The 20,858-nt window shown below is 48.3% G+C and carries 22 protein-coding genes; 13 read left to right on the forward strand and 9 right to left on the reverse strand.

Annotation, left to right across the window (positions count from 1 at the left end):
• Positions 1-198: 198 nt before the first annotated feature.
• The 3 genes from P4D80_RS01080 to P4D80_RS01090 form a co-directional block, all read right to left on the reverse strand.
• Positions 199-1,137, reverse strand: a complete 939-nt coding sequence (locus P4D80_RS01080) for a hypothetical protein (RefSeq protein ID WP_421657013.1) — start codon at positions 1,135-1,137, stop codon at positions 199-201.
• Between the two features lie 392 nt (positions 1,138-1,529).
• Positions 1,530-3,179, reverse strand: coding sequence for a hypothetical protein (locus tag P4D80_RS01085; RefSeq protein ID WP_421657014.1), 1,650 nt, complete (start codon positions 3,177-3,179; stop codon positions 1,530-1,532).
• 258 nt (positions 3,180-3,437) lie between these two features.
• Complete coding sequence (locus P4D80_RS01090) at positions 3,438-3,980, reverse strand: peroxiredoxin family protein (RefSeq protein ID WP_421657015.1); 543 nt, start codon at positions 3,978-3,980, stop codon at positions 3,438-3,440.
• Between the two features lie 386 nt (positions 3,981-4,366).
• Between P4D80_RS01090 and lipA the strand changes: the two genes are divergently transcribed.
• Genes lipA through P4D80_RS01105 form a run of 3 tightly spaced genes read left to right on the forward strand, consistent with a single transcriptional unit; the run spans position 4,367 to position 6,525 of the window.
• Positions 4,367-5,251, forward strand: a complete 885-nt coding sequence (gene lipA / locus P4D80_RS01095) for a lipoyl synthase (protein WP_421657016.1) — start codon at positions 4,367-4,369, stop codon at positions 5,249-5,251.
• Between the two features lie 6 nt (positions 5,252-5,257).
• Positions 5,258-6,220, forward strand: a complete 963-nt coding sequence (locus P4D80_RS01100) for an NAD(P)H-dependent glycerol-3-phosphate dehydrogenase (RefSeq protein ID WP_421657018.1) — start codon at positions 5,258-5,260, stop codon at positions 6,218-6,220.
• Positions 6,221-6,234: 14 nt separating this feature from the next.
• A complete protein-coding gene (locus tag P4D80_RS01105) occupies positions 6,235-6,525 on the forward strand; it encodes a hypothetical protein (RefSeq protein ID WP_421657019.1) in 291 nt (96 codons plus the stop codon).
• Between the two features lie 208 nt (positions 6,526-6,733).
• Here P4D80_RS01105 and P4D80_RS01110 read toward each other — a convergent pair whose 3' ends face one another.
• The 3 genes from P4D80_RS01110 to P4D80_RS01120 form a co-directional block, all read right to left on the reverse strand.
• A complete protein-coding gene (locus tag P4D80_RS01110; protein ID WP_421657020.1) occupies positions 6,734-7,330 on the reverse strand; it encodes a DUF2721 domain-containing protein in 597 nt (198 codons plus the stop codon).
• Positions 7,331-7,555: 225 nt separating this feature from the next.
• Entirely contained in the window at positions 7,556-7,720 is a 165-nt protein-coding gene (locus tag P4D80_RS01115) for a hypothetical protein (protein ID WP_421657021.1), read from the reverse strand.
• Positions 7,710-8,342, reverse strand: a complete 633-nt coding sequence (locus P4D80_RS01120) for a DUF1186 domain-containing protein (protein ID WP_421657022.1) — start codon at positions 8,340-8,342, stop codon at positions 7,710-7,712. The genes P4D80_RS01115 and P4D80_RS01120 overlap by 11 nt, the downstream gene beginning before the upstream one ends.
• 171 nt (positions 8,343-8,513) lie before the next feature.
• Here P4D80_RS01120 and P4D80_RS01125 point away from each other — a divergent pair, with 171 nt between their 5' ends.
• The 3 genes from P4D80_RS01125 to P4D80_RS01135 all read left to right on the forward strand — a co-directional run bounded on the left by P4D80_RS01125 (position 8,514) and on the right by P4D80_RS01135 (position 10,225).
• Positions 8,514-8,906, forward strand: a complete 393-nt coding sequence (locus P4D80_RS01125) for a VOC family protein (RefSeq protein WP_421657023.1) — start codon at positions 8,514-8,516, stop codon at positions 8,904-8,906.
• 89 nt (positions 8,907-8,995) lie between these two features.
• Complete coding sequence (locus tag P4D80_RS01130; protein WP_421657024.1) at positions 8,996-9,898, forward strand: DMT family transporter; 903 nt, start codon at positions 8,996-8,998, stop codon at positions 9,896-9,898.
• Positions 9,899-10,042: 144 nt separating this feature from the next.
• The gene (locus P4D80_RS01135) at positions 10,043-10,225 is read left to right on the forward strand and encodes a chlorophyll a/b-binding protein (protein ID WP_421657025.1); all 183 of its coding nucleotides are present in this window, start codon (positions 10,043-10,045) and stop codon (positions 10,223-10,225) included.
• Between the two features lie 312 nt (positions 10,226-10,537).
• On the opposite strand, the gene cofG is transcribed toward P4D80_RS01135, so the two are convergent.
• On the reverse strand, positions 10,538-11,542 hold the full coding sequence (gene cofG / locus P4D80_RS01140; RefSeq protein ID WP_421657026.1) for a 7,8-didemethyl-8-hydroxy-5-deazariboflavin synthase subunit CofG: 1,005 nt from the start codon (positions 11,540-11,542) through the stop codon (positions 10,538-10,540).
• 98 nt (positions 11,543-11,640) lie between these two features.
• A complete protein-coding gene (locus P4D80_RS01145; protein WP_421657027.1) occupies positions 11,641-12,432 on the reverse strand; it encodes a helix-turn-helix transcriptional regulator in 792 nt (263 codons plus the stop codon).
• Positions 12,433-12,945: 513 nt separating this feature from the next.
• Here P4D80_RS01145 and P4D80_RS01150 point away from each other — a divergent pair.
• From P4D80_RS01150 to P4D80_RS01180, 7 genes are all read left to right on the forward strand, one after another.
• Positions 12,946-14,031 carry a hypothetical protein gene (locus P4D80_RS01150; RefSeq protein WP_421657028.1) on the forward strand — a complete coding sequence of 362 codons (1,086 nt, stop codon included), beginning with the start codon at positions 12,946-12,948 and terminating at the stop codon, positions 14,029-14,031.
• 280 nt (positions 14,032-14,311) lie between these two features.
• Entirely contained in the window at positions 14,312-15,394 is a 1,083-nt protein-coding gene (gene psbA / locus P4D80_RS01155; protein ID WP_421657029.1) for a photosystem II q(b) protein, read from the forward strand.
• Positions 15,395-15,731: 337 nt separating this feature from the next.
• Complete coding sequence (locus tag P4D80_RS01160) at positions 15,732-15,932, forward strand: hypothetical protein (RefSeq protein WP_421657030.1); 201 nt, start codon at positions 15,732-15,734, stop codon at positions 15,930-15,932.
• A 57-nt stretch (positions 15,933-15,989) separates the two neighbouring features.
• Positions 15,990-16,250 carry a hypothetical protein gene (locus tag P4D80_RS01165; RefSeq protein WP_421657031.1) on the forward strand — a complete coding sequence of 87 codons (261 nt, stop codon included), beginning with the start codon at positions 15,990-15,992 and terminating at the stop codon, positions 16,248-16,250.
• Between the two features lie 249 nt (positions 16,251-16,499).
• On the forward strand, positions 16,500-17,225 hold the full coding sequence (gene tpiA / locus P4D80_RS01170) for a triose-phosphate isomerase (protein ID WP_421657032.1): 726 nt from the start codon (positions 16,500-16,502) through the stop codon (positions 17,223-17,225).
• A 701-nt stretch (positions 17,226-17,926) separates the two neighbouring features.
• The gene (gene sigC, locus P4D80_RS01175; RefSeq protein ID WP_421657033.1) at positions 17,927-19,174 is read left to right on the forward strand and encodes an RNA polymerase sigma factor SigC; all 1,248 of its coding nucleotides are present in this window, start codon (positions 17,927-17,929) and stop codon (positions 19,172-19,174) included.
• A gap of 320 nt (positions 19,175-19,494) precedes the next feature.
• The gene (locus P4D80_RS01180) at positions 19,495-19,956 is read left to right on the forward strand and encodes a Fur family transcriptional regulator (RefSeq protein ID WP_421657034.1); all 462 of its coding nucleotides are present in this window, start codon (positions 19,495-19,497) and stop codon (positions 19,954-19,956) included.
• A gap of 302 nt (positions 19,957-20,258) precedes the next feature.
• Here the strand turns inward: P4D80_RS01180 and P4D80_RS01185 are convergent, their stop codons facing one another.
• Positions 20,259-20,852, reverse strand: coding sequence for a hypothetical protein (locus P4D80_RS01185; RefSeq protein WP_421657035.1), 594 nt, complete (start codon positions 20,850-20,852; stop codon positions 20,259-20,261).
• Positions 20,853-20,858 lie beyond the last annotated feature (6 nt).

A 20,858-nucleotide genomic window follows, 5' to 3' on the forward strand; every position in this document is an offset into this window, starting at 1 on the left:
ATTCTCCCTGGCTAAGCTTTTTGATTAGTTTCCAACACAGGTTGCTGTTAAAACCTTTTCTAAAGCTTTTTTTCACCTGCGGCAACCCTTAATCATGGGCGGGAGCACCCTTAAGAAGGGTGTAACGGTTAAAACCGTCACTGCGAAAAGTTGACTCACCGGCATCCGTGCAGGTTTCATCTCTGCTTCATTGCTAGATTAGCCAGGGGACCATACCACTTTACCAGGCTCCCTGTCTATTAGCTTTGGAGACTGGCTCAACGTCTCCACAATTCTCCTGGCGACCTCTTTGTTTTTCCAATAGTTAGTGTGGGCACCAAAGGGTGTCCAACCTGACCACACAGGAATATCTTCGGGCAAGCAGTCCTGATTACTGTCGCGGTTCGTGTTGAATAGTCCTTTCAAGGGGTAAGCGATGAAGTCTTTGCTGTCGTAGAAGTTTAGCCAGGTGCAGTTTTCTCCCCGAATGGGATTGTAAATTTTCTGGAATGGTTCACCATCGGCCCAGAGTCTTCCCTCACGAAGCATAAAAAGTCCGATCGGGGAACCCATTGTAAAGAAAAACCGGAATCGTTGCCTGAGCAACTGGCGATCCTCTGGACTGATTGCCATACCTGGATTCAATTCTTCTACAAAGAGCTTGTCATGTTTGAGGAGGTAGAACAGATAGTCAAAGGCAACGACTGTACCGAGAGAGTGGGCAATGATGCTGTAAGTTGCGTTCTCTTCTTTTAATGGATGTTGAAGCTGGTCCCACATCTGGTTCCATACTGTGCGGCGGATAACATTGACATCCTTTGATACATAGGCAATGACATCCCCCAGAAAAAAGGTGGTAAAGTTTCGCAAGGGACAGATCAATGACCACTTGCGCTTTGCCAGTTCGGGGAAAGCCGCACTATAAATTGTTGATTCTGCCAGATTAATCTGCTCTGTATGCCAGTCGGTGTAGACGGGAGCAAATGCCTTGTTAAATTTACTGCTGGTTAATTGTTCAAAGTTCTGAGCCAGATTGTTCCACAGGGTAGTATAGCTCCGATTCAAAACCACATCGGCTTCAAGATGGCTTTCTTTTGAAGGTTTGTCTGGCTGTCTTTCACCAATTCCATGCACAAAAACCAGGTAGTGTCTTGCCATAAGCGATTCTCCTGATAGGGGAGGACACAACATCAATTCAAAGGGTTCTGAGATTAAAGCAGTTTTCGACCGGGAGTGGCATCTAATGGATAGGAAGTAGAGTATGGGGGTATCTGTGCGGATTGTATAGCTCTCGCGGGTGCATTAGGACGTTGGAATTAGAGAGGGAGTGGGAGCTTCGCCCCCAGCTAGGGGTGGAACCCCTGCACCCCGTCCTAATCATAATGACTACCGCTATAAATGTCCGTAGGGAAGTTCTATGAAACGTCCTTATAGACAAAGCCGCATTTCTAAAACTCTACTAAACCTGATCCAGGTTGAAACCTGGAGATTTTCCCAAGGAAAAACTATAGGTTTCTAGATCGACGGAATTTAAATCTCTAAGTTGAGTGTTATCTAATCACACTACGAGCAACGAGGGCACCGACAGTTTCCAGGCGGAAGCCCCAGCCTTTTGGCAGGCTGGCATCACCGTCATTCTGTCCCAGGTCAACGTAGATTCGGGGTGGTACAAAGCGGGAGCGGGCACCTTCGCCTGCCAAAATTTCATCTGCTTGCGCCATACACGCATCCATCGCCTGACTAAAGGCGGCATAGTTTGGAAAGGGCTGCTCAAGTTGTTGGCTGACGGATGCCACAAACTGTTTGACAGCTACTACTTGCGGATCGGTTTCAGGTTTACCTTGCAACCCAAGCTGCTGAATGAGTGCCGGTTCCATGAACTTGAACATACGAGCCTGGGCTTTAGCAATTTTCATGTCATCTACAGCCTGATGGCGGGGCAGTAGTGTGCGATAGGCACGGCGAATCACATGAGAGATTTTGAAGGGTGGGAAGGGAATGCTGTTAGGAGCAATGGTCTGCCCGTTTTGAGTCATTAACGCATCCAGGGGGGGCAGGTGCTCTGGCACGATGGGCATTAGAATATTGTAGGCTTTGAATTCTGGGTTTGTGGTTTGCACACTGAGTGTGTTTGCCCGCCGCTCGTTTTGTAGCTTTCGCATTTCCAAAATTTGCTCAACTTTTTGCATATCCCCATCCAGTAGGAGGGATAAGCCCTGCTTGTTGAAGGGATAGACTGGCGTGTTTAGGCTCACGTACATGAACTCTGCACAGTAGCACTTGTGGAGGGGATCTTTGAAAAAGGCGATCGCATTTTGATCGCCCAATGCAGCCAGCAATGCATTCCGCAGAAACTCTTTAAGGGAGGCGCGATCGCTAATGTTCGTCGGGTCGCCCCCGTTATAATCAGCCGGAAATTGCACATAGGGATTCAGCAGCGCCATCCAGCAAATAATGCTGTCGGTATAACCTCGTGCCTGAGCAGGTGTGACAAAATTGGGAAAAACGAGCCGCTGGGCGACAGCAACATAGCCATCTTTGCCATACATACCTCTGTGGTAATCATTCGGTTCGTTGAAGGTGCCGAAAGAGTCAATCAGCCCTCCCGGTTGACCAAATCGCTTAGCCGGAACAACCGCTCCAGAATGATGCCCCTCATTCTTCATAAAGGCTTCGGTGAAAACTTCTTTCTCCATTGGGCGGCGAGTATCTATTGGTTCACCATAGCGTTCTTTGTGCCACTGGAAGGTACAGATATAGAGCCCATCTCGCCCCAGCCATTTTGCGATATCCTCATGGCCGGAAACCTGTTTTCCACTGGCATCAATGACAGTCAGTGCATCGGTAATGCCAATAAAGCCAGGAACTTTAATGGTTTCCACATCAATCGAAGTCTGGTCATCCAGGATGACTTTTTTAACAAACAGTTTTTTCATGTCGTCTACAGGCTTACCAGCCCAATCACCGACCAGTTCGTTGAAGCGTCTCAAGTCAATGGCGGTGGGTGGGTAAAGCGGTAGCTCCGAAGCCGCATTTGCAGGAATCGTTTGTGTCGGATTTTGCGCAGGTGCAGGGGATGGAGAGGGATCTTGCGAGGGTTGAGAGGGAACTGTAGGTGAAGGGTTTACCGGAGCTGAAGGGGTGATTGAAGTGGGCTGCTGGGGTTGGGATGGGGGCTGAGATTTTGAAGAAGATTGCATAGAGGGGGCACTCCAAATACTGGTGTAGAAGATGAAACGAGGCACAAGCTAGGCTATATCCATGTAATCGTTTGCAAGTGCCTATTCTCCCAGTAACCTACCCAGTGAAACTGGAGTTTTCCGGAGTTCCTTAGAATTTTTCTTTGGCTAACACTTTTGGGTGAGGGAATGAAGAGGCCCGAATTCAAGCCATTATGGTTAAGACGGGGCTGTTCACCCTATTTTTAGGGTAAGGAAATTAGGGAACTTAGCAAGGAGTCAGAGCTGATCCGAAATTTTGAGGAGAGTTTCAACGCTAGCATTGTGATCCAGGAAGGAAAAAAGGTGTTTGTAGCGGAGTCGCCCCTCCTCATCCAGCACAAACTGCGCGGGAAGGGGGGCCCCCAACGCCTGACCAGTTTGATAAGCTTGAAAGACCTTGCAACTGGGGTCACTCAATAGCGGCATTTTTAACCCCAGGTCACGAACGACTATTTTACTCTGCGCCTCATCGGTACTGGTAATCATGAGCACTTCAACATCGCGATCGCGAAACTTTTCGTAGCTCTCGTTCAGTGCCTTGATGTGGGGAAAGCAGAAGGGGCAATACTGCTTTTCGGTAAAAATTCGGGTAAAGGCAAGAATCACGGGGAGATGTCTTCGAAAACTAGACAACCGTACCTTGCCCCCGTTAGTAATATCTGGCAATTCAAAATCCGGAGTCAGCATTCCTTTGCTAAAGGAGTTCGTGGCGGGAATCGGGAAGAAGTTTTTGAAGAAGCGATCGCTAAACAGCCCGCTGAAATCGGTAGAGGTCAGCATAAGTAGATGGGTGGATGAGTAGATGAGTGGATGGGATGTTCCAGAAATGTTGCTTTTGCTTGTAGAGATGATCCGTAGAACGTTTCTACAGGCAAACATCCCACGACAAAGAATCAGGCAGGGAATCCCTAAAAGTTATTGTAGAGGGAACCCTAATCAGGATGGTTGCTCAGAATTGCGGAAGTGTGGTCCTGCTAGAAAGTCCTTTCATAGCGGTTCCCATTCAAACGAGGTAAATCTTGCATTTCTCCCCTCCTTGCTCTCTTGACTCCCTTGATTGAGACATCCTTTCCCTATCTGAAAATTGCTATATCAACCCCCTCGTTCACCAATAATTCCAGGACTGCTAGTAGGATCAAAGAGGTTGTTTACAAGCAGGTTAAGGCGTGGTTGTTAAGCCAGATTGGTTACGGGTTAAAGCTCCTCAGTGGGAACGGGTTGGCAGTGTTAAGGAGATCTTGCGGGATCTGGGGTTGAACACGGTTTGTGAAGAAGCCTCCTGTCCCAATATTGGTGAGTGTTTCAACAATGGCACCGCCACTTTTCTGATTATGGGACCTGCCTGCACCCGTGCCTGTCCCTACTGCGACATTGACTTCGAGAAGAAACCTAAACCCCTTGACCCAACCGAGCCCGAACGGTTAGCAGAAGCCGTGCGTCGGATGCAGTTGAACCATGTAGTAGTTACATCAGTCAACCGGGATGACCTGTCCGATGGGGGGGCTGCTCAGTTCGATCGCTGCATTCGTGCCATTCGTCTTGCCTCCCCCGGTACCACGATTGAAGTACTGATCCCTGATCTGTGTGGCAATTGGGATGCATTAGCACTTATTTTGCAGGCCAATCCAGAGGTATTGAACCATAATACGGAGACCGTTCCACGGCTGTACCGGAGGGTGCGCCCGCAGGGAGATTATGGGCGATCGCTTGAACTCTTGCAACGTACTCGCGAACTGGCCCCCTGGATTTACACCAAAACGGGAATAATGGTCGGGTTGGGGGAAACGGACGATGAAATCCGGCAGGTGATGCGCGATTTACGCCGGGTCAATTGCGACATTCTCACCCTAGGGCAATACCTCCAGCCCAGCCAGAAGCATCTGGGCGTTCAGAATTTCATTCCTCCAGAACAATTTGATTCCTGGCGGGAGTATGGTGAATCGATTGGTTTCCTGCAAGTGGTGGCTTCTCCCCTCACCCGCAGTTCCTATCATGCTGAGCAAGTCAGGGCATTAATGGAACGCTATCCGAGAATGAAGAGTTTTGAGTAAAGCGTGATGAGCAACTTAGCCGATTTCAACTCACAACTCACCATTACCGTAATTGGGACAGGAGCCTGGGGAAGTACGCTGGCAAATCTGGCAAGAGCAAAAGGACATAGGGTGAGGGTATGGTCCCGTCGAAGTGGTGATTGCCTGCAAACAGCTTTAGCAAAGGCCGATATGGTCATTTCTGCCGTGTCTATGAAAGGCGTGCGGGCGATCGCTGAGCAAGTCCAACAAGCAGAAGTGCCATCCCAAACCATTTTTGTCACTGCCACCAAAGGATTAGATCCAGACTCTGGGAGTGAACAACAGTTGCCCCTCCTACCTTCTCAGATCTGGCAGGCAGCGTTTCCATCCCATCCAGTTGTGGTTCTATCCGGCCCCAATTTGTCAAAAGAAATTCAACAGGGGTTACCGGCTGCTACCGTGGTTGCCAGCGATGACATGGCCGCCGCTGAAACGGTGCAGTTTGCGCTCTCCTCCTCTAGTTTTCGGATTTATACCAATCCAGATACCCTAGGAGTAGAGCTGGGCGGAACGTTGAAAAACGTGATTGCGATCGCCGTCGGCACTTGCGATGGATTGCAACTGGGCGCCAATGCCAAGGCGGCCCTTGTCACTCGTGGTCTGGCAGAAATCATCCGCGTTGGAACCCATTGGGGGGCAAAACCCGAAACATTCTATGGGCTCTCTGGTTTGGGAGATTTACTGGCAACTTGCAACAGTTCCCTCAGTCGCAACTATCAAATTGGCTATGGCTTAGCCCAGGGCAAAAAGCTAGATGAAGTCTTGGCGCAGATAGAGGGCACTGCCGAAGGAGTAAACACCACTCAGGTGCTTGTAAAATTAGCTGCACAACAGGGAATTTCAATGCCCATTTCTCATCAGGTCGATTGTCTGCTGAGAAGTGAAATTACTCCAGAAGCGGCAGTTGAAGCTTTGATGTTAAGAGATTATAAACCAGAAGTTCATTGAGGAGTGGAGAAACCTTGGTGCAAGTGATTCAAATTATTGAAGAGTTATTCAGGCAACCGCCTGTGGCATTTGACCCCGCAAAAAGCACCCTAAAAGCCTGGATTATGTTTTGCCTGCGCGATCGCGGCTTCAAAGTTGTTTATGCCGAAAGGGGAGACTTTGCGATCGAAATGCGCGGCGGGGAAAAAATGTATTTTCGAATCACCGAAAACCCTACAGACCTCAATCACTCAGTTACCTGGATAGTACGCGATCCCAGCACAAACCAGATTAGCGTTATTCCTCCGCAAAAAATAGGAGAGTAAGGTATCAGGCAACAGGCTATGGGCATAAGCAAAAGGGCAGATGGGTGGATAGATAGATTAGGTGGACGGATAAAGGGATTACTCACCCACCTTCCACCCTCCCACCTGTCCATTCCCTCCTTTCTCCTCCTGGCTCCTGACTTTTTTCTTTGCTTCCTTCTTTCTTTTTCCCTCTAACTCCTTTCACCCTTGGCTGGTACCCTCATCATTAACCAACCCGGACCCTGGCAGGAGGTTGGCTTTCCGATGGTACATATCGTGCTCGTCTGCTAACGGCTTTAGGCATTCTTGCCTGCGAGCTGAATCTGGAAGGTTTATCAAGATTCAGCATTCCTTCAACCTCCTGCCACAGAGGTAGCTTAGAATGGTGGACTTCTACCAGAGTCAAGCCCACGCCTAGTAACAAAACCGAAACACTAATCACAAACAACCCGATCGCAAGGGTGATCAGCCAATCAGCATTGACCAACGCTCTCAAAGTCATCATAAAAGTGCTGATGACTGCAAACAAAAAAGCATAATGGGTTGCTAGCAGACTTTGGTAGAGCACTTGATAGCGTTGTTGTAGCTGGCGTAGAACCTTTTTGGTCTGACTCAACCGGCGAAGCGATAAAATTCTGCTACTTTCCTCCATTTCACCTTTCAGGTCTAGCAAATCCGAATAATGCCGACTTGCCGCTTTTAGATGCTCCTCAACGGTTGCTTGACGGATTCCTAGCCGCCCCAGAGCCAGCGCACAAGCGATCGTTAGCAACACTGAGTTTAAAATTAATTGAATTAACTGAGTTGTCTGCTCAACACTCATGGAATTTTCCTGAAGAGGGTGGGGCTTTAAGCATGCAGTGAGTTGAACACTCGTAAATTGGTTCGATTGTACTATTTTCTAAGGAGCCAGATCCCCAAAGGAAAAATTTTCTTCTCACTGTCCACATTGAATAGTGTTTAGGGACTAAATTGGTTGCTTACATTACACCAAATCTGGAAAATTGCAATCTAACTTTTCGTTAAGATTGCCCACTCGCTCAGGGCTTTACTTTTTCTTACTCTTCTTCGCTGACTTGCTTTGCAAAGAGCCAAAACCACGGGCAGGTTCCGATACGGGTTTGAATGCTTTTGCCGCGAGATGTTCCGCATCAACGGTGTTTCGGATCTGGCGAACCTCTGCGCGAGTCTTCAGTCCCAGTTCAATTTGCACATCCAGCCAATCTCCCCGCAATGTCCAGTTCCACTCGTTTAGCAGCAAATGCCCGTTCTATTGCAGGGGCTGATTCCACTGCTTTCAGTTCCAGTAGATCCGCGATCAAAAAACCGTTGAGTGCTGGATTATTTTTCATAAACTGGTCGAGTTGCTGAGTAATGATAGCAACGCACTCATCTCTCGCTTCGGAGTGAGTTTCAGCAATCTTAACCAGGCATTTGGACGCGGTTACTCGTGGATAAAGTGAGTGAGATGAATCGGCAAGAAAGGCTGCGGCTGGTGGGATAGCCGCAGGGCCAATCATGGCAAAGACTTCTGGCAGTTCTTCATTGAACCAATCGCTATCTTCCAATTCATCGGCAATTGAAAGCAGAGGTTCGATCGCCGCCTCCGCCTTCAACTGACCCAGTGCCCGCCAGGCATGCACCGGAGCCCAGACCTCCAGACTATCTGAGTCTGCCCAGTTCAGCTCCGAATCCGTTGCCATACGGATTAACTCCGGAATATGTTCCGGTTTCAACCCCAGTTCTTCCACATAGTCAGGAAACTGACGAATTTTGCGACAGTCCCCATAGGTGAGCAGTTTGTCTAGTGGAGGTAGATACGCGTGTTCAGCCATTGATTTGACCATCCCTTGAAAATTGGTGAATTTTCACCTTTATGAAAGTGCCAGCTTTTAACCATGTTTCTGTCAAGCAGGAACGATCGCGAATTCCCAATTCCGTAAAGGCGAAATCCGTTTTAACCCCCTATCCTACGCAATAGTTACAAAAAGTCCACGGTTTAACCTATGTCTTTTACGATTGTTGAAGCATTCATTACACTGGCATCCCACAATTTTGAGCAACTTGTCGATTTCTACCGCCACTTGCTCAATCAAGAACCCCCTGTGTACCAACCCACTGTATATGCTGAATTTTGCTTACCGGGGATGAAGTTGGGAATTTTTTGTCCCAGAAAAAAGCGCGACGAGCAAGAGAATACGGAGATGACCTCTCCTTCCTCTTTTGGAATGGCATTGTGTCTAGAGGTAGAAGATCTGGAGGGAGCGATCGCTCACCTGACCCATCTCAACTACCCACCTGTAAACAATATCATCACCGCTTCCCATGGTCGAGAAATCTATGCCTATGATCCCGATGGAAACTGGTTAATTCTGCATGAAAGAGGAGAGAAAGGATGAAACCGAAAGGATAAAGAATCCCCACCAACTCCCTTCTTCCTCTTTCCTCTTTCCTCTTTCTTCTTTCTTCTTTCTTCTTTCTTCTTTCTATGCTCTCCCTCCTTGCTGATTTTCGCGGTGAACTGGCTGCGCTGATGGCTGCTTTGATATGGGCGGTCGCATCGGTCATTTACACAGGTGTGGGACGGCACCTATCGCCACTGTTCCTGAATTTGGCAAAAGGAGTGGTGGCGATCGCCCTCATCCTGGTTATTTTGCTGCTTCAGGGCAAACTTTTCCCAACAGTGAATGACCGTGCGATCGCTCTCCTTAGCCTGAGTGGTGTGATTGGAATTGGGATTGGCGATACGGCCTATTTTGAATCATTGAATTGTATTGGGGCAAGGCGATCGCTTGCCATCGAGTCCCTGGCGCCTCCACTGGCAGCTCTACTGGCGCTAATTTTCTTGCAAGAGTACCTGGATATTGCTGCCTGGTTTGGCATTGCTCTAACCATTGCAGGGGTTATCTGGGTCGTACTTGAACGGGTTCCTGATGCTACTTGCTCTCAACTTCGACCATTACGAGGAATCGGGTCTAGCTTATTGGCAGCCCTGTGTCAGGCAAGTGGAGCTGTTCTCTCCAGAGCCGCTCTGGCAGGAACCGACATCGACCCCCTCTGGAGCACACTAGCACGTCTCCTGGGAGGAACCAGTGTGCTGCTGATCTGGATAGCGATCCAACGACGCTCTTTGAAAGAGCTTAAACCCCTTCGTTCTCGCAAACTGTTGACGACACTGATCGGAACTGCCTTTGCCAGCACTTTCCTGGCAATCTGGTTGCAGCAGATCTCACTGAAGCATGCCGCGGCAGGAGTTTCCCAGGCGCTCAGTGCAACCAGCCCTTTGTTTGTGATTCCCATTGCGATCGCGATCGGCGAAAAAGTCAGCATGCGGGCAATTGTGGGAGTCATTGTCGCCTTAAGCGGCATTTGGTTACTCTTCAGTCCATAGCTCCCTACCCAATCTTCGATTTAGTTGTTATATTGATTTACAAAGCTTCATAAAGCTTTATCAAGGAAGTCTTTACTTCCCCAAGCCTTAGTGCATTTCGATCCACAACCCTCTATCAACCTATAACCGTTTGGAGAGTCAACCATGCAAGATGCAACCAAAGTTACAACTCCCGCTATTGAAGCAGATCGCAATGCCTGGAAATTTGGCTTCACTCCCCAGGCTGAGCTGTGGAACGGTCGTTTAGCCATGATCGGTTTCCTGTCTGCTTTATTGATTGAATTGTTCTCCGGTCAGGGTGTTCTCCACTTCTGGGGTCTGATGTAGTTTTCTCCCTAAGAACCCGCAAGGGGTCTTTATCGGTTTCCCGCAACCTCTGTCTGCTGCTGGCTTAGTGGCGATAGAAGTTGCGGTTTTTTGGGGAGAAGATTCAGTCTCTGGTTGCTAGTGAGAGTATAGCGGTAGTCATTGTGGTTAAGAAAGGATGCAGAAGGGGAAAAACCTGGCTGGAGGTGAAGTCTCTACTTCCTCTCTAATTCCAATGTCCTGATGAACCCGCGTAGAGCTACAAAAGGCAGTAAATCTTCCGGTGCCTGTTGTCGTAGCCTGTCGCCCCCACAAAGTGTCATAAAACGGTCATTAGAGGGGCAGGGAAGCATCGTTCTTTGCTGCTCCTGTTGTCAAGGAAAGGTTCTTTCTAGTTTTCTTAACTGCAAGTTGTAAGTGAGAAGGCAGCCACTCATCGTATTGAGGATAGACGGGTAATCGAGGAGCTAGATGCCACCCTGCCTCTTCTAAAATTTTTGCCAGGTCCGTATCAACTGGATGGGGATAGTCTGGGTTGACCTCATCGCGCGGCCCAATCCCCCCTAAATCCCGTGCTCCTGCATTCAGGCAGGTAATCAGATAGGATGAATCCTGAACTAGATTTGGAGGAATTTGCAGCGTAATTTCACCAGGAAGAATTTGACGGGCAAGGGTAACGACCTTGACTAAATCTGCTGCACTGAAGGGAGAGGCTACCCAGGACTCCTTCCGTCCAGGGCTATAGGGTTGCAGGATGACTTCTTGAATGTGATTCCAACGTTGATGGATCTGGGCGATCGCTGCTAACGTCTCCCTCCGCTCTGCCATCGTTTCACCAATGCCAAGCAGCAAACCAGTTGTAAACGGAATTTGTAATTTTCCTGCCCAGGCAAGTTGCTGCAGCCGCATCTCAGGCACCTTACTGGGCGCATGACGATGAACAGACTGCAACAGCCGAGGAGTTACTTGTTCCACCATCAAACCCATTGAGACATTCACCGCTTTCAGTTGCTCCATTTCGGCAAAGCTCAATGGTCCGACATTAGTGTGGGGCAGGAAGCCTAGAGACAGGGCCAATTCACAAATATTGTAAATTCTTTGAAACCAGGATTCTCGCTGCGGGCTCTCAGGATGCACCTCACCGCTCAGAACGAGAATTTCAATCACGCCAGCATTTTGTAGCGATTTCAATTGTCTCTCAGCGTCCTCCAGCTTAAGCCAGGAACTTGCACCCAAATCGGTTCGAAAGTTGCAGTAACTACAGCGGTTGAAGCACTCATAGGTCGGCACAATTGTATAAGCAGGGCTGTAGGTGACTGTCTTGGAAGTTGAATCCATTATGAGTTGTCGTCAATCCTTCATCAATGGTCATTTGTGGCTAATTGCTATTTTCGAACAACAGATAGCGAGTGGCCAATGACGAATGACAGATAACCTTACTCAGAACACCAAAACTTTTCCTGCCCTTGAAAACTCCGCCGCTTAGCGTAAACGTTTTTGACGTGAGTTTTAACCGTGTTCAAGCTAATCTGAAGCATTTTGGCAATTTCCTGGTAAGTATATTCTTGTCTCAAAAGCATCCAGATTTCGGCTTCCCGGTCGGTCAGGTCATACTTTTTCTGTTCAATGCGCAGTTCCTGCCGCAGGGAATCTGTGCAGTTCTCCAGAAAGACCAGAATGTAAGGACGTGAATACTGTTCCGATTCTGGTGGATAAGCAGAGCTTTGACCCATATCTGCATCCAACACTTTTCCATTACCGCTGTAGAAAGACCCTGGATAAAACCAGCGAGCGCTGATTCGAATGGTGTGTCCGTGTGCTGTTTGGCACTCTAGGACAAGGGGTTGATTCACTGAGCGATTGCCCCGAATCAACCGATGGCAGATCTCGGAAACCACCATTGGCAGTTCAAACAAGGACAAATCAATTTCTGATAACCCCTTGCAGAGTTCCTTTGCCTTCTGGTTCCAGTAAACAGGCTTCAGGTTACGGGAAATAACAATCACACCTTCCTGAAGTAACTCAATTAAGCCACCCCAAATTGAGGTGAGGTCAAAGTTTTCAACGGGATGTGCCTTGGCAGGTTTGTCTAGTGATTGCCTGGCAGGCAGTTTGCCAGTGGTGCGGCGTTGGGGACGGGCAGCTTTGGTGCTAACGGAAGATTGGGGGCAAAACAAAGAACTAACAGAGGTAGATTCCAATGGAACTGAAAATAGACGGGCTGTCATAGAGCAAGTTCCTCAAGTATTGAGGACATTCTGATCGCTGACTTTGTGAACCCGCAATGAGCAGCTCGCAGTTAGTCCCAGATGGGTGAATTGAACCCAGACAGTCTGAGGTGAGGTGAAGGGGGGTGAAACAGTGTGAAGTTTTTCCTGCTTTCCGATTGTAGGATCGGATAAATTGGTCAATAATGAATTAAATTTGCCACACTAGCCTTCGGGTAGGTGAAACCTGAGTGGTACAAGAGCGGCAGTCGCCGCTTGCCTCACCTGATCACAACAGGTTTTCAGTATCTACCCCTTTTAAGGAATACTTACTTCTAAAGTTAGCTCTGTAAAGGCAGGAAGTAATCTTCTAACTTCATGTTGTTCACTGATGTTCCAGATTTTCAGGTTTGTTTTTGTAAAAGTCCTCACCCTTTTGGGTATTTCTTTCCGGATTGCACGCTTAGTTCCACTCAACCTGCTAGCGCAGCCAGTCGTGATTCTTGTCTTAACCCTTTTAATAGCTGTGAATCAATGAGTTCCTTGAAACGTTTCTCAGAATCGCGAGACCAACTTGAGCCAGAATTGCTGGATCGTTTCTTCCCGCCTGAAAAGCAGCGAACCTACGTATCGATGTTGATGGGACGGGGTGGTTTAACTCGCCGCAGGGCAGAATACTTCGTTCGTCTGTGGGCATATTTGTTGCTGAAGTATCAGCAAGAACATGGAATGGATCTGTCCCATCCTTTGACTCAGCTCTATCCCCCTGAAGGTTCAGTGGCCTGTACCCATCGAGAAGCCGCAGGACTGTTTTATGGAAATCAAGACCGGGGGAGCGATCGCGCCGCTGGAATGATGATTGATCGGTTAGTGGCTTTAGGACTGATCGACAAACAATTTGATGGGCAGACTCTTTGCTTGCAGGTTCGCTCAATTCCAGAGTTAGCCGTTGCCGAAAAGAAACCTGACGAGTCATTTCAACTGGAACCGGATAGCTTTAATCCACGTACTGATGCAATTCCAGTTGCCAATCTTTTTACTCGCACCTACGCTGAAATTATTAAAGATTCGGCTATCGCATCCCAGAAGTTAACCAGATTACTTCGCCAGTGGACCCAGCAATATCCAAAAGTGGTGCGGGTGTTGCGCCGCTCCGATAATCTCAACCCTGTAGGTTTTTACATTCTTTATCCCGTTGCCAGTGAGTCTGAAATTCATTTTTTTCAGCCCCCTGGAAAGAGCTTCTACCTCTCTAACGATGTAGACCAAGACCCGTTCAAGATAGCAGTTCCCGGAGATGCAAGCTGTACCTCCCTCTACATTAGAGCCTGGGTAATTGATGCCGTCTATCTCCAGAAAGCCAATCTGAAGATCATGCTGGAAGACACGCGGAACTGGCTGACCCAAATTCAAAAGGACTTTCCTGGAATCTGCGACCTATATTCTCTCATCATCCATCCCTTACATGAAGAGTTGCGATTAGCACTGGGATTTCAGAAGACGTTTCAGGATGCCCAGCGTCCCTATAGCTGGATCTACTTGGGGTTGGATCGACTACTGGAACTGGATGTAGATCAAGCGCTTGCCAACCTGCGCTTGAGTCCGACAGACAAGCTTTAAGAATTTCACTCTTCTGGAGTTTGGTGGTAGGCAGCGTCTATCAGTGCCTATTCTTTGTTTTTGCTTAAAGATGTGATTGAGATCACCCTGTATCTAAACTTTTGTTTACGAAACAAATTTCTCAACCGCCTATCCAGCCGATTTTTCATCGTTGTTCAGGCTTTCAACAAAGAAGCTTAATGAAGCTATTTACAAAAAGCAATGAAGAGATGTAAACTTCAGTACATGCGGTGTTTAGCCGCTCATGTATCAAACGTTACATCAAGCACTCATTAAGACTATGACAACCACATTGCAGCGCGTCGAGCGCCAAACCCTGTGGAGTCAGTTTTGCGAGTGGGTGACCAGTACGGAAAACCGCCTGTACGTAGGTTGGTTCGGCGTGCTGATGATTCCCACCCTGCTGACTGCTACCATCTGCTTCATCATCGCCTTCATCGCGGCTCCCCCAGTGGACATCGATGGTATCCGTGAACCCGTAGCTGGTTCACTGATGTATGGCAACAACATCATCTCCGGTGCAGTAGTGCCTTCTTCCAACGCTATCGGCCTGCACTTCTACCCTATCTGGGAAGCGGCTTCCCTCGATGAGTGGCTGTACAACGGCGGTCCCTACCAGCTGATTGTGTTCCACTTCCTGATTGGTGTTTTCACCTACATGGGCCGCGAGTGGGAATTGAGCTACCGTCTGGGCATGCGTCCCTGGATTTGTGTGGCTTATTCTGCGCCAGTGGCTGCAGCAACCGCTGTATTTCTGATCTATCCCATCGGTCAAGGATCCTTCTCCGATGGCATGCCTCTGGGTATCTCTGGTACCTTCAACTTCATGTTTGTGTTCCAGGCAGAGCACAACATCCTGATGCATCCGTTCCACATGCTGGGGGTTGCCGGGGTGTTTGGCGGTAGCCTATTCAGTGCGATGCATGGTTCCTTGGTGACTTCTTCTCTGGTGCGCGAAACCACTGAAGACGAGTCTGCCAATTATGGCTACAAGTTTGGTCAAGAAGAAGAGACCTACAACATCGTGGCAGCTCACGGTTACTTTGGGCGGTTGATCTTCCAATATGCGAGCTTCAACAACTCGCGGGCGCTGCACTTCTTCCTGGGTGCATGGCCAGTAATTGGGATCTGGTTTACGGCGTTGGGCATCAGCACGATGGCGTTCAACCTGAACGGGTTCAACTTCAACCAGAGCATTGTTGATTCTCAGGGACGTGTAGTGAGCACCTGGGCGGATATTCTGAACCGGGCGAACCTGGGGATGGAAGTGATGCACGAGCGGAATGCGCACAACTTCCCGTTGGATTTGGCGGCTGGGGAAGCGACTCCGGTTGCGCTCTCGGCTCCTGCTATCCAGGGCTAATTCGATTCTGAGATTCTGATTTGGTAATCCAAAGCGCCTCCGCCAGGGGGCGCTTTTTTGGGGAGCGATCGCGGAAACCTTGCACCCGCAACTTTAGGCAGTAGCAAATTACACCGCTTTACCCTACAAAACCATGCAAGAACCTCGCTTCTTTATTCTTTTTATTCTTTAGTTTTATTAAATCTGCGAATGCCTTAATTTTCTTTGGAATGAAGCTACTTTTACTGAGTGTACTGGGTTTTACGTTGCTTATCAGATTTATCGAGATACCTTCAGGCAACGCACAGCATCCGGTGTGATTAACATTGCCTCTCCAACCCAAACTACAAAAACATAGATGAGCTTGGGGCCATTTGCACTCATCGAAGGTACATCTTACTACTTCGCGCCGATTAATGCTGAGCAAGAGTATCGGCAGGACTACTATGACAAAGCTGCCTCCAGTACGCGCAATTACTTGATCCTGAATACTGCTGACAAACCAACCGTGCGTCTGGTTCCCAGGAACGACATGTTGTTTGTGAATATTGAGAAGTAGGGTCGAAAGGATAAAGCTGATAGCCTGATTGAAGTTCAGAGACTCATGTACGAAGTTGTGAAGGACGATTCGAATGAGGATGGCCGCCTGACTGAAACTGACCAAAAAGCGATCGCACCGTCTGAAGTGTCTGGAAGGAATTACACAGAAAATTACACAGAATTATTGCCAAGTGTAGATCGCATACTCGGTATGGTACAAATTGCCCCCACTAGAGTGATGCTTGTCCATACAAGCGACAATCAGAATTTTGTGACAGAGGTTGATGTGGTAAACCGTCAGGTGATATCGACCCAGAAATTAGCAGCGTTTGAATAAGATCAATCCTTCGTCCTTCTTATAAAGACTCTAAGTAACCCCAATGAACTGCGTACAGCGCCACAAACGAAAAAAACGAGTCAACGGAATCAAGGGCTCTATTTTTCAAGTCAGAAAGTCTAACTTTTATCATTGGCGGTGAGCACTGCTGATGACGAACTGGCTCTTCGTTTGTTTAAATGTCCCCTGAAGCTTTAGACTGAAAAATGGTCTTTTCTTTATCATGTATTCCCAACTACTAGGCTAACCGTGCGAAGAATTGTGATTGCTGGCAATTGGAAGATGTATAAAACCCAGGCAGAGGCGCTGGAGTTTCTTCAAGGCTTTATTCCACTGATAAGTGAAACACCTGAAGATCGGGAAGTAGTGCTATGCGTTCCATTCACCGCCCTGGTTAGCCTATCCCAGAGTTTACATGGCAGTCGGATTCGGCTAGGTGCCCAAAATGTTCATTGGGAAAAGGAAGGGGCTTATACCGGAGAGATTGCTGCCCCTATGCTGACGGAAGTTGGAGTTCGATATGTCATTGTTGGGCATAGCGAGCGGCGTCAGTATTTTGGTGAAACGGATGAAACCGTTAATTTGCGATTAAAAGCGGCTCAGGCTGCTGAGTTGACTCCAATTCTTTGTGTGGGTGAAACAAAGCAACAGCGAGATGCGGGGGAAACGGAATCCGTAATTTTCAATCAACTGGCTAAAGATCTGGTCGATGTAGACCAGACAAATTTGATTATTGCTTATGAACCTATCTGGGCGATCGGAACTGGCGATACTTGTGAATCTGTTGAGGCAAATCGGGTTATTGGGTTGATCCGTAAACAGTTAACCAATCCAGATGTCCCCATCCAGTACGGTGGCTCGGTAAAACCAGATAATATTGACGAGATTATGGCTCAGCCAGAAATTGATGGAGCTTTGGTTGGCGGAGCTAGCCTACAGCCTGCAAGTTTTGCCCGCATCGTCAACTTTCAGTAGTTGCCACTCCGGTAATGTTCCAGAAATGTTGTTTTCATCTGTAGAGGCTTTCCAGGAAAAGTTCCTACAGACACTCAACTACAGGTTGGGCAACAGCTCTGCTGTAGCAATAGCCACCAGGCTTAGGACGAGGTGCAAGGGTGGAAGCCTTGGCTCTTGGGGGCACAGCCCCCACCCCCCCTTAAAGCCAATATCCTAAGCAATCTGGCGCCAGCTATACTTTTCCAGTCATTGAAAGAGTAGTGTAATGGGAACGGCCGTGTGGTCATTGGAGTGATTAACAGTGATTTCTGCTTCATACCACAACAGTTATCCTCAAAAACAGAGATTTCACTGAAGCTTATTCAAAGCCTTGATGAAGAAGTGGATTGTAGCCAGGAAATTTCAGGAAATTGCATTAGAAGTGATGTAGGTTATGTTGGCACTTGATTTGGGTCACTAACCTGTCCAAACGCCAGTCCATATACTAACAGCTAAGTTAAAGCTCCCTGTTGTCAACAATCCGGCGCTCTTGCGTGAACTTTTTGGGGTGCAAAATCATCGCAAGCAGTATGCATGCCATACAAGCTCAGAAAACTTGGGTCTGTCAAGAGTTCATTACGGAACTCTAAGCGGTGTTTTCTAGTCCAAATTGGCGGGAACAATAACACTACAAAGTTGACTGAAGCCCATTCTTACCTGGAGCCACTGAGACAAGCATTATGCCAGCATCATCTTTTTACGCTGAAGTAGACTTTGACGAACAACTCTATGACCGAAGTTTTCAGTCAGACGGTTCTGCTGATAATGATCGAACTGTAGATGACCTGATGAGTCTAGAGATGGAATATGCGGACTCAGCCAGCTTCCAGCGTGCGGCGAGTCGTCGCACAACCGACCTCGTGCGTCTATACCTCCAGGAGATTGGTCGGGTGCGTTTGCTAGGAAGGGATGAAGAAGTCTCGGAAGCTCAGCGAGTACAGCGTTATATGCGTCTGCTAGAAATGCGGACAGAGGCTGCACAGAAGGAAACAGGTCCCATTCAATGCTATGTTCAGCTGATTGATGCCCACGATCGCCTTACCTCTCAATTAGGTCACCGCCCTTCTTTGGAACGATGGGCCACCGAAGCTGGGGTTACAGTTGCAGATCTTAAGCCAATTCTGGCGGAAGGGAAGCGTCGGTGGGCAGAGATTGCCAGTCTTCAAGTGGAAGAGCTGGAAAAAATTCAGTCAGAGGGAATCCAGGCAAAAGAGCATATGATCAAAGCGAACCTCCGTCTGGTGGTTTCTGTAGCCAAGAAGTACCAGAACCGGGGACTGGAACTGCTTGATCTGATTCAGGAGGGGACCTTAGGGCTAGAACGGGCAGTTGAAAAATTTGACCCTACGAAAGGGTACCGTTTTAGCACCTATGCCTACTGGTGGATTCGTCAGGGCATTACTCGGGCGATCGCAACCCAGAGTCGCACCATTCGCCTGCCCGTTCACATCACCGAAAAGCTAAACAAGATCAAAAAAGCCCAGCGTAAAATTTCTCAGGAAAAAGGTCGCACCGCCACAATCGATGACATTGCCCTGGAACTGGAGATGACCGCTCCGCAAGTCCGGGAAGTTCTATTGCGAGTACCGCGCTCCGTTTCGCTGGAAACCAAAGTTGGGAAGGAAAAAGATACCGAACTGGGTGATCTGTTGGAAACTGATGATGTTTCGCCAGAAGATACGCTCATGCGGGAAGCTCTCCGTCGTGACTTACAGCAGCTTCTAGCAGACCTGACCAGCCGGGAACGGGATGTAATTCAGATGCGATTTGGTCTGGGGGATGGTCATCCTTACTCCTTGGCGGAGATTGGGCGTGCTTTAGACCTGTCAAGGGAACGAGTGCGCCAGATTGAAGCAAAGGCATTACAGAAACTGCGCCAGCCCAAGCGCCGTAACCGTGTGCGTGACTATCTAGAGTCGTTGAGCTGATTAGTTTCCCTATTCACACTTAGATTCTAATCGGTTTCCCTATTCACACTTAGATTAGAGACCAGCAAAAGCGTGGTTTCTTCTGTGAAACTCCGTTTTTTTATAGGTTTCAGCCTTTTTGAATCATCAATGAAATCTAATTCTTTTGCAGAAATCCGGGCTTATTGATGGAGGTAGATCTGCAAACCTTTGTTGCGGCTCACGTTTACAGGTAGGTAAAAATCATTCTTTTCAAGAGTTATTCTCAATAAGTAATCTTAGTTGAAAATCACGATTTTATTGTGTATCATTCTCATTAAATGAGCATTATTGAGAAGATTATGATAGCTCCTCCTTATACTGCCGCTTCACTGAAGGCTGAGCTCAACGAGAAGGGCTGGCGCTTAACTCCTCAGCGAGAAACGATTTTGCATATCTTTCAAAACTTGCCTAAAGGAAATCACCTTAGCGCTGAAGACCTTTACAATAAATTGCAACAAGAAGGGGAAGGGATTAGCCTTTCAACCATCTATCGAACACTGAAATTAATGGCTCGTATGGGAATCCTGCGAGAGTTGGAGCTAGCGGAAGGCCACAAGCATTATGAATTGAATCAGCCCTACCCCTATCATCATCACCATTTAATTTGTGTTCGGTGCAGTAAGACAGTTGAGTTCAAGAGCGATCCTGTTTTGAAGATTGGTGCGAAGACCGCACAGAAAGAGGGCTACCATTTACTGGATTGTCAACTGACAATCCATGCGGTATGTCCTACCTGTCAGCGATCGCTCCTACCCATTTAAGCTTGCTGGCTTGAAGAAGGGGTGGATGAGTCATAATCCCCACCCACTCATCCAATTCAATGCTTCCAATCAAGCGTTGCTGAATTTGAGTATGAAATAGGTACTGTATGCTCGAAACTTCGTTTCGATTCGTACTGCTTTTCAGCAACGCCATGCTTCCAATCAGGGTTATAGCTCTACGCGGGTGCGTTAAGACATTGGAATTAGAGAGGGAGTGGGAGCGAAGCCCCCAGCCAGGGGTTCCACTCCTGCACCCCGTCCTAACCATAATGACTACCGTTATAATGGTTGCGGCTTGCCCGTTAGAAGTCTCTATGTCTGACCTGGGCATCGAATCCGTAAGCCCGAAGAACATCAGCCCGTATTTCAGCAGGTTCGCGCTCGGAGAATGAACCGGCATTAATGAACATGCCTAAACGGGAATCCGCGAGAAATGCCCCCGGAGCAAATCGTTGGACAAGCATCAATTCTTCCAGGTTATCTCCTGGTATGGCAACAACGTAGCGCAACCCTTCTACCTCAATAGGCGGACGAATAGCAACTGGAGGCTGGAAAGGGGGCGGGCAGAATGATGGAGTGCAGCTGGGCCGTTCCACCACAATAGGGGGAGCAGGGCGAACTGGTTTGGGGCAGCTAGGCCGTTTGCAACTGGAGGACGTGACTCGGCTGGGGTAGTGCTTTACTGGGCGGTGACGTCGTCCACCACAACATGAGTGTCCCCCTGCAGCGGCAATTTCTGGTGTCAATAGAATTACTGAGGGGGCTAGGAGCAGGGCCGTCAAGCTGACAACACCTGCCAATTGCTTCTGCACTGAGTGCCTGGAGCCAGCGGTAGAAGAATGCACATCAGGAACTCGGCTGGCGCGAGCAGAGTGCAGAAGGGCGAAAATTTTCATAGCTTT

The sequence above is a fragment of the Leptothermofonsia sp. ETS-13 genome (assembly GCF_049200465.1).
In the GTDB taxonomy this organism is placed as follows: Bacteria; Cyanobacteriota; Cyanobacteriia; order Leptolyngbyales; family Leptolyngbyaceae; genus Leptothermofonsia.

Excerpts from the sequence above, each read along its gene's own strand:
- P4D80_RS01080 (WP_421657013.1), bottom strand. The coding sequence starts at position 1,137 with ATGGCAAGACACTACCTGGTTTTTGTGCATGGAATTGGTGAAAGACAG.
- P4D80_RS01085 (WP_421657014.1), bottom strand. The coding sequence starts at position 3,179 with ATGCAATCTTCTTCAAAATCTCAGCCCCCATCCCAACCCCAGCAGCCC.
- P4D80_RS01090 (WP_421657015.1), bottom strand. The coding sequence starts at position 3,980 with ATGCTGACCTCTACCGATTTCAGCGGGCTGTTTAGCGATCGCTTCTTC.
- P4D80_RS01100 (WP_421657018.1), top strand. The coding sequence starts at position 5,258 with ATGAGCAACTTAGCCGATTTCAACTCACAACTCACCATTACCGTAATT.
- P4D80_RS01110 (WP_421657020.1), bottom strand. The coding sequence starts at position 7,330 with ATGAGTGTTGAGCAGACAACTCAGTTAATTCAATTAATTTTAAACTCA.
- P4D80_RS01120 (WP_421657022.1), bottom strand. The coding sequence starts at position 8,342 with ATGGCTGAACACGCGTATCTACCTCCACTAGACAAACTGCTCACCTAT.
- P4D80_RS01125 (WP_421657023.1), top strand. The coding sequence starts at position 8,514 with ATGTCTTTTACGATTGTTGAAGCATTCATTACACTGGCATCCCACAAT.
- P4D80_RS01130 (WP_421657024.1), top strand. The coding sequence starts at position 8,996 with ATGCTCTCCCTCCTTGCTGATTTTCGCGGTGAACTGGCTGCGCTGATG.
- P4D80_RS01135 (WP_421657025.1), top strand. The coding sequence starts at position 10,043 with ATGCAAGATGCAACCAAAGTTACAACTCCCGCTATTGAAGCAGATCGC.
- cofG (WP_421657026.1), bottom strand. The coding sequence starts at position 11,542 with ATGGATTCAACTTCCAAGACAGTCACCTACAGCCCTGCTTATACAATT.
- P4D80_RS01145 (WP_421657027.1), bottom strand. The coding sequence starts at position 12,432 with ATGACAGCCCGTCTATTTTCAGTTCCATTGGAATCTACCTCTGTTAGT.
- P4D80_RS01150 (WP_421657028.1), top strand. The coding sequence starts at position 12,946 with ATGAGTTCCTTGAAACGTTTCTCAGAATCGCGAGACCAACTTGAGCCA.
- psbA (WP_421657029.1), top strand. The coding sequence starts at position 14,312 with ATGACAACCACATTGCAGCGCGTCGAGCGCCAAACCCTGTGGAGTCAG.
- P4D80_RS01160 (WP_421657030.1), top strand. The coding sequence starts at position 15,732 with ATGAGCTTGGGGCCATTTGCACTCATCGAAGGTACATCTTACTACTTC.
- sigC (WP_421657033.1), top strand. The coding sequence starts at position 17,927 with ATGCCAGCATCATCTTTTTACGCTGAAGTAGACTTTGACGAACAACTC.
- P4D80_RS01180 (WP_421657034.1), top strand. The coding sequence starts at position 19,495 with ATGATAGCTCCTCCTTATACTGCCGCTTCACTGAAGGCTGAGCTCAAC.
- P4D80_RS01185 (WP_421657035.1), bottom strand. The coding sequence starts at position 20,852 with ATGAAAATTTTCGCCCTTCTGCACTCTGCTCGCGCCAGCCGAGTTCCT.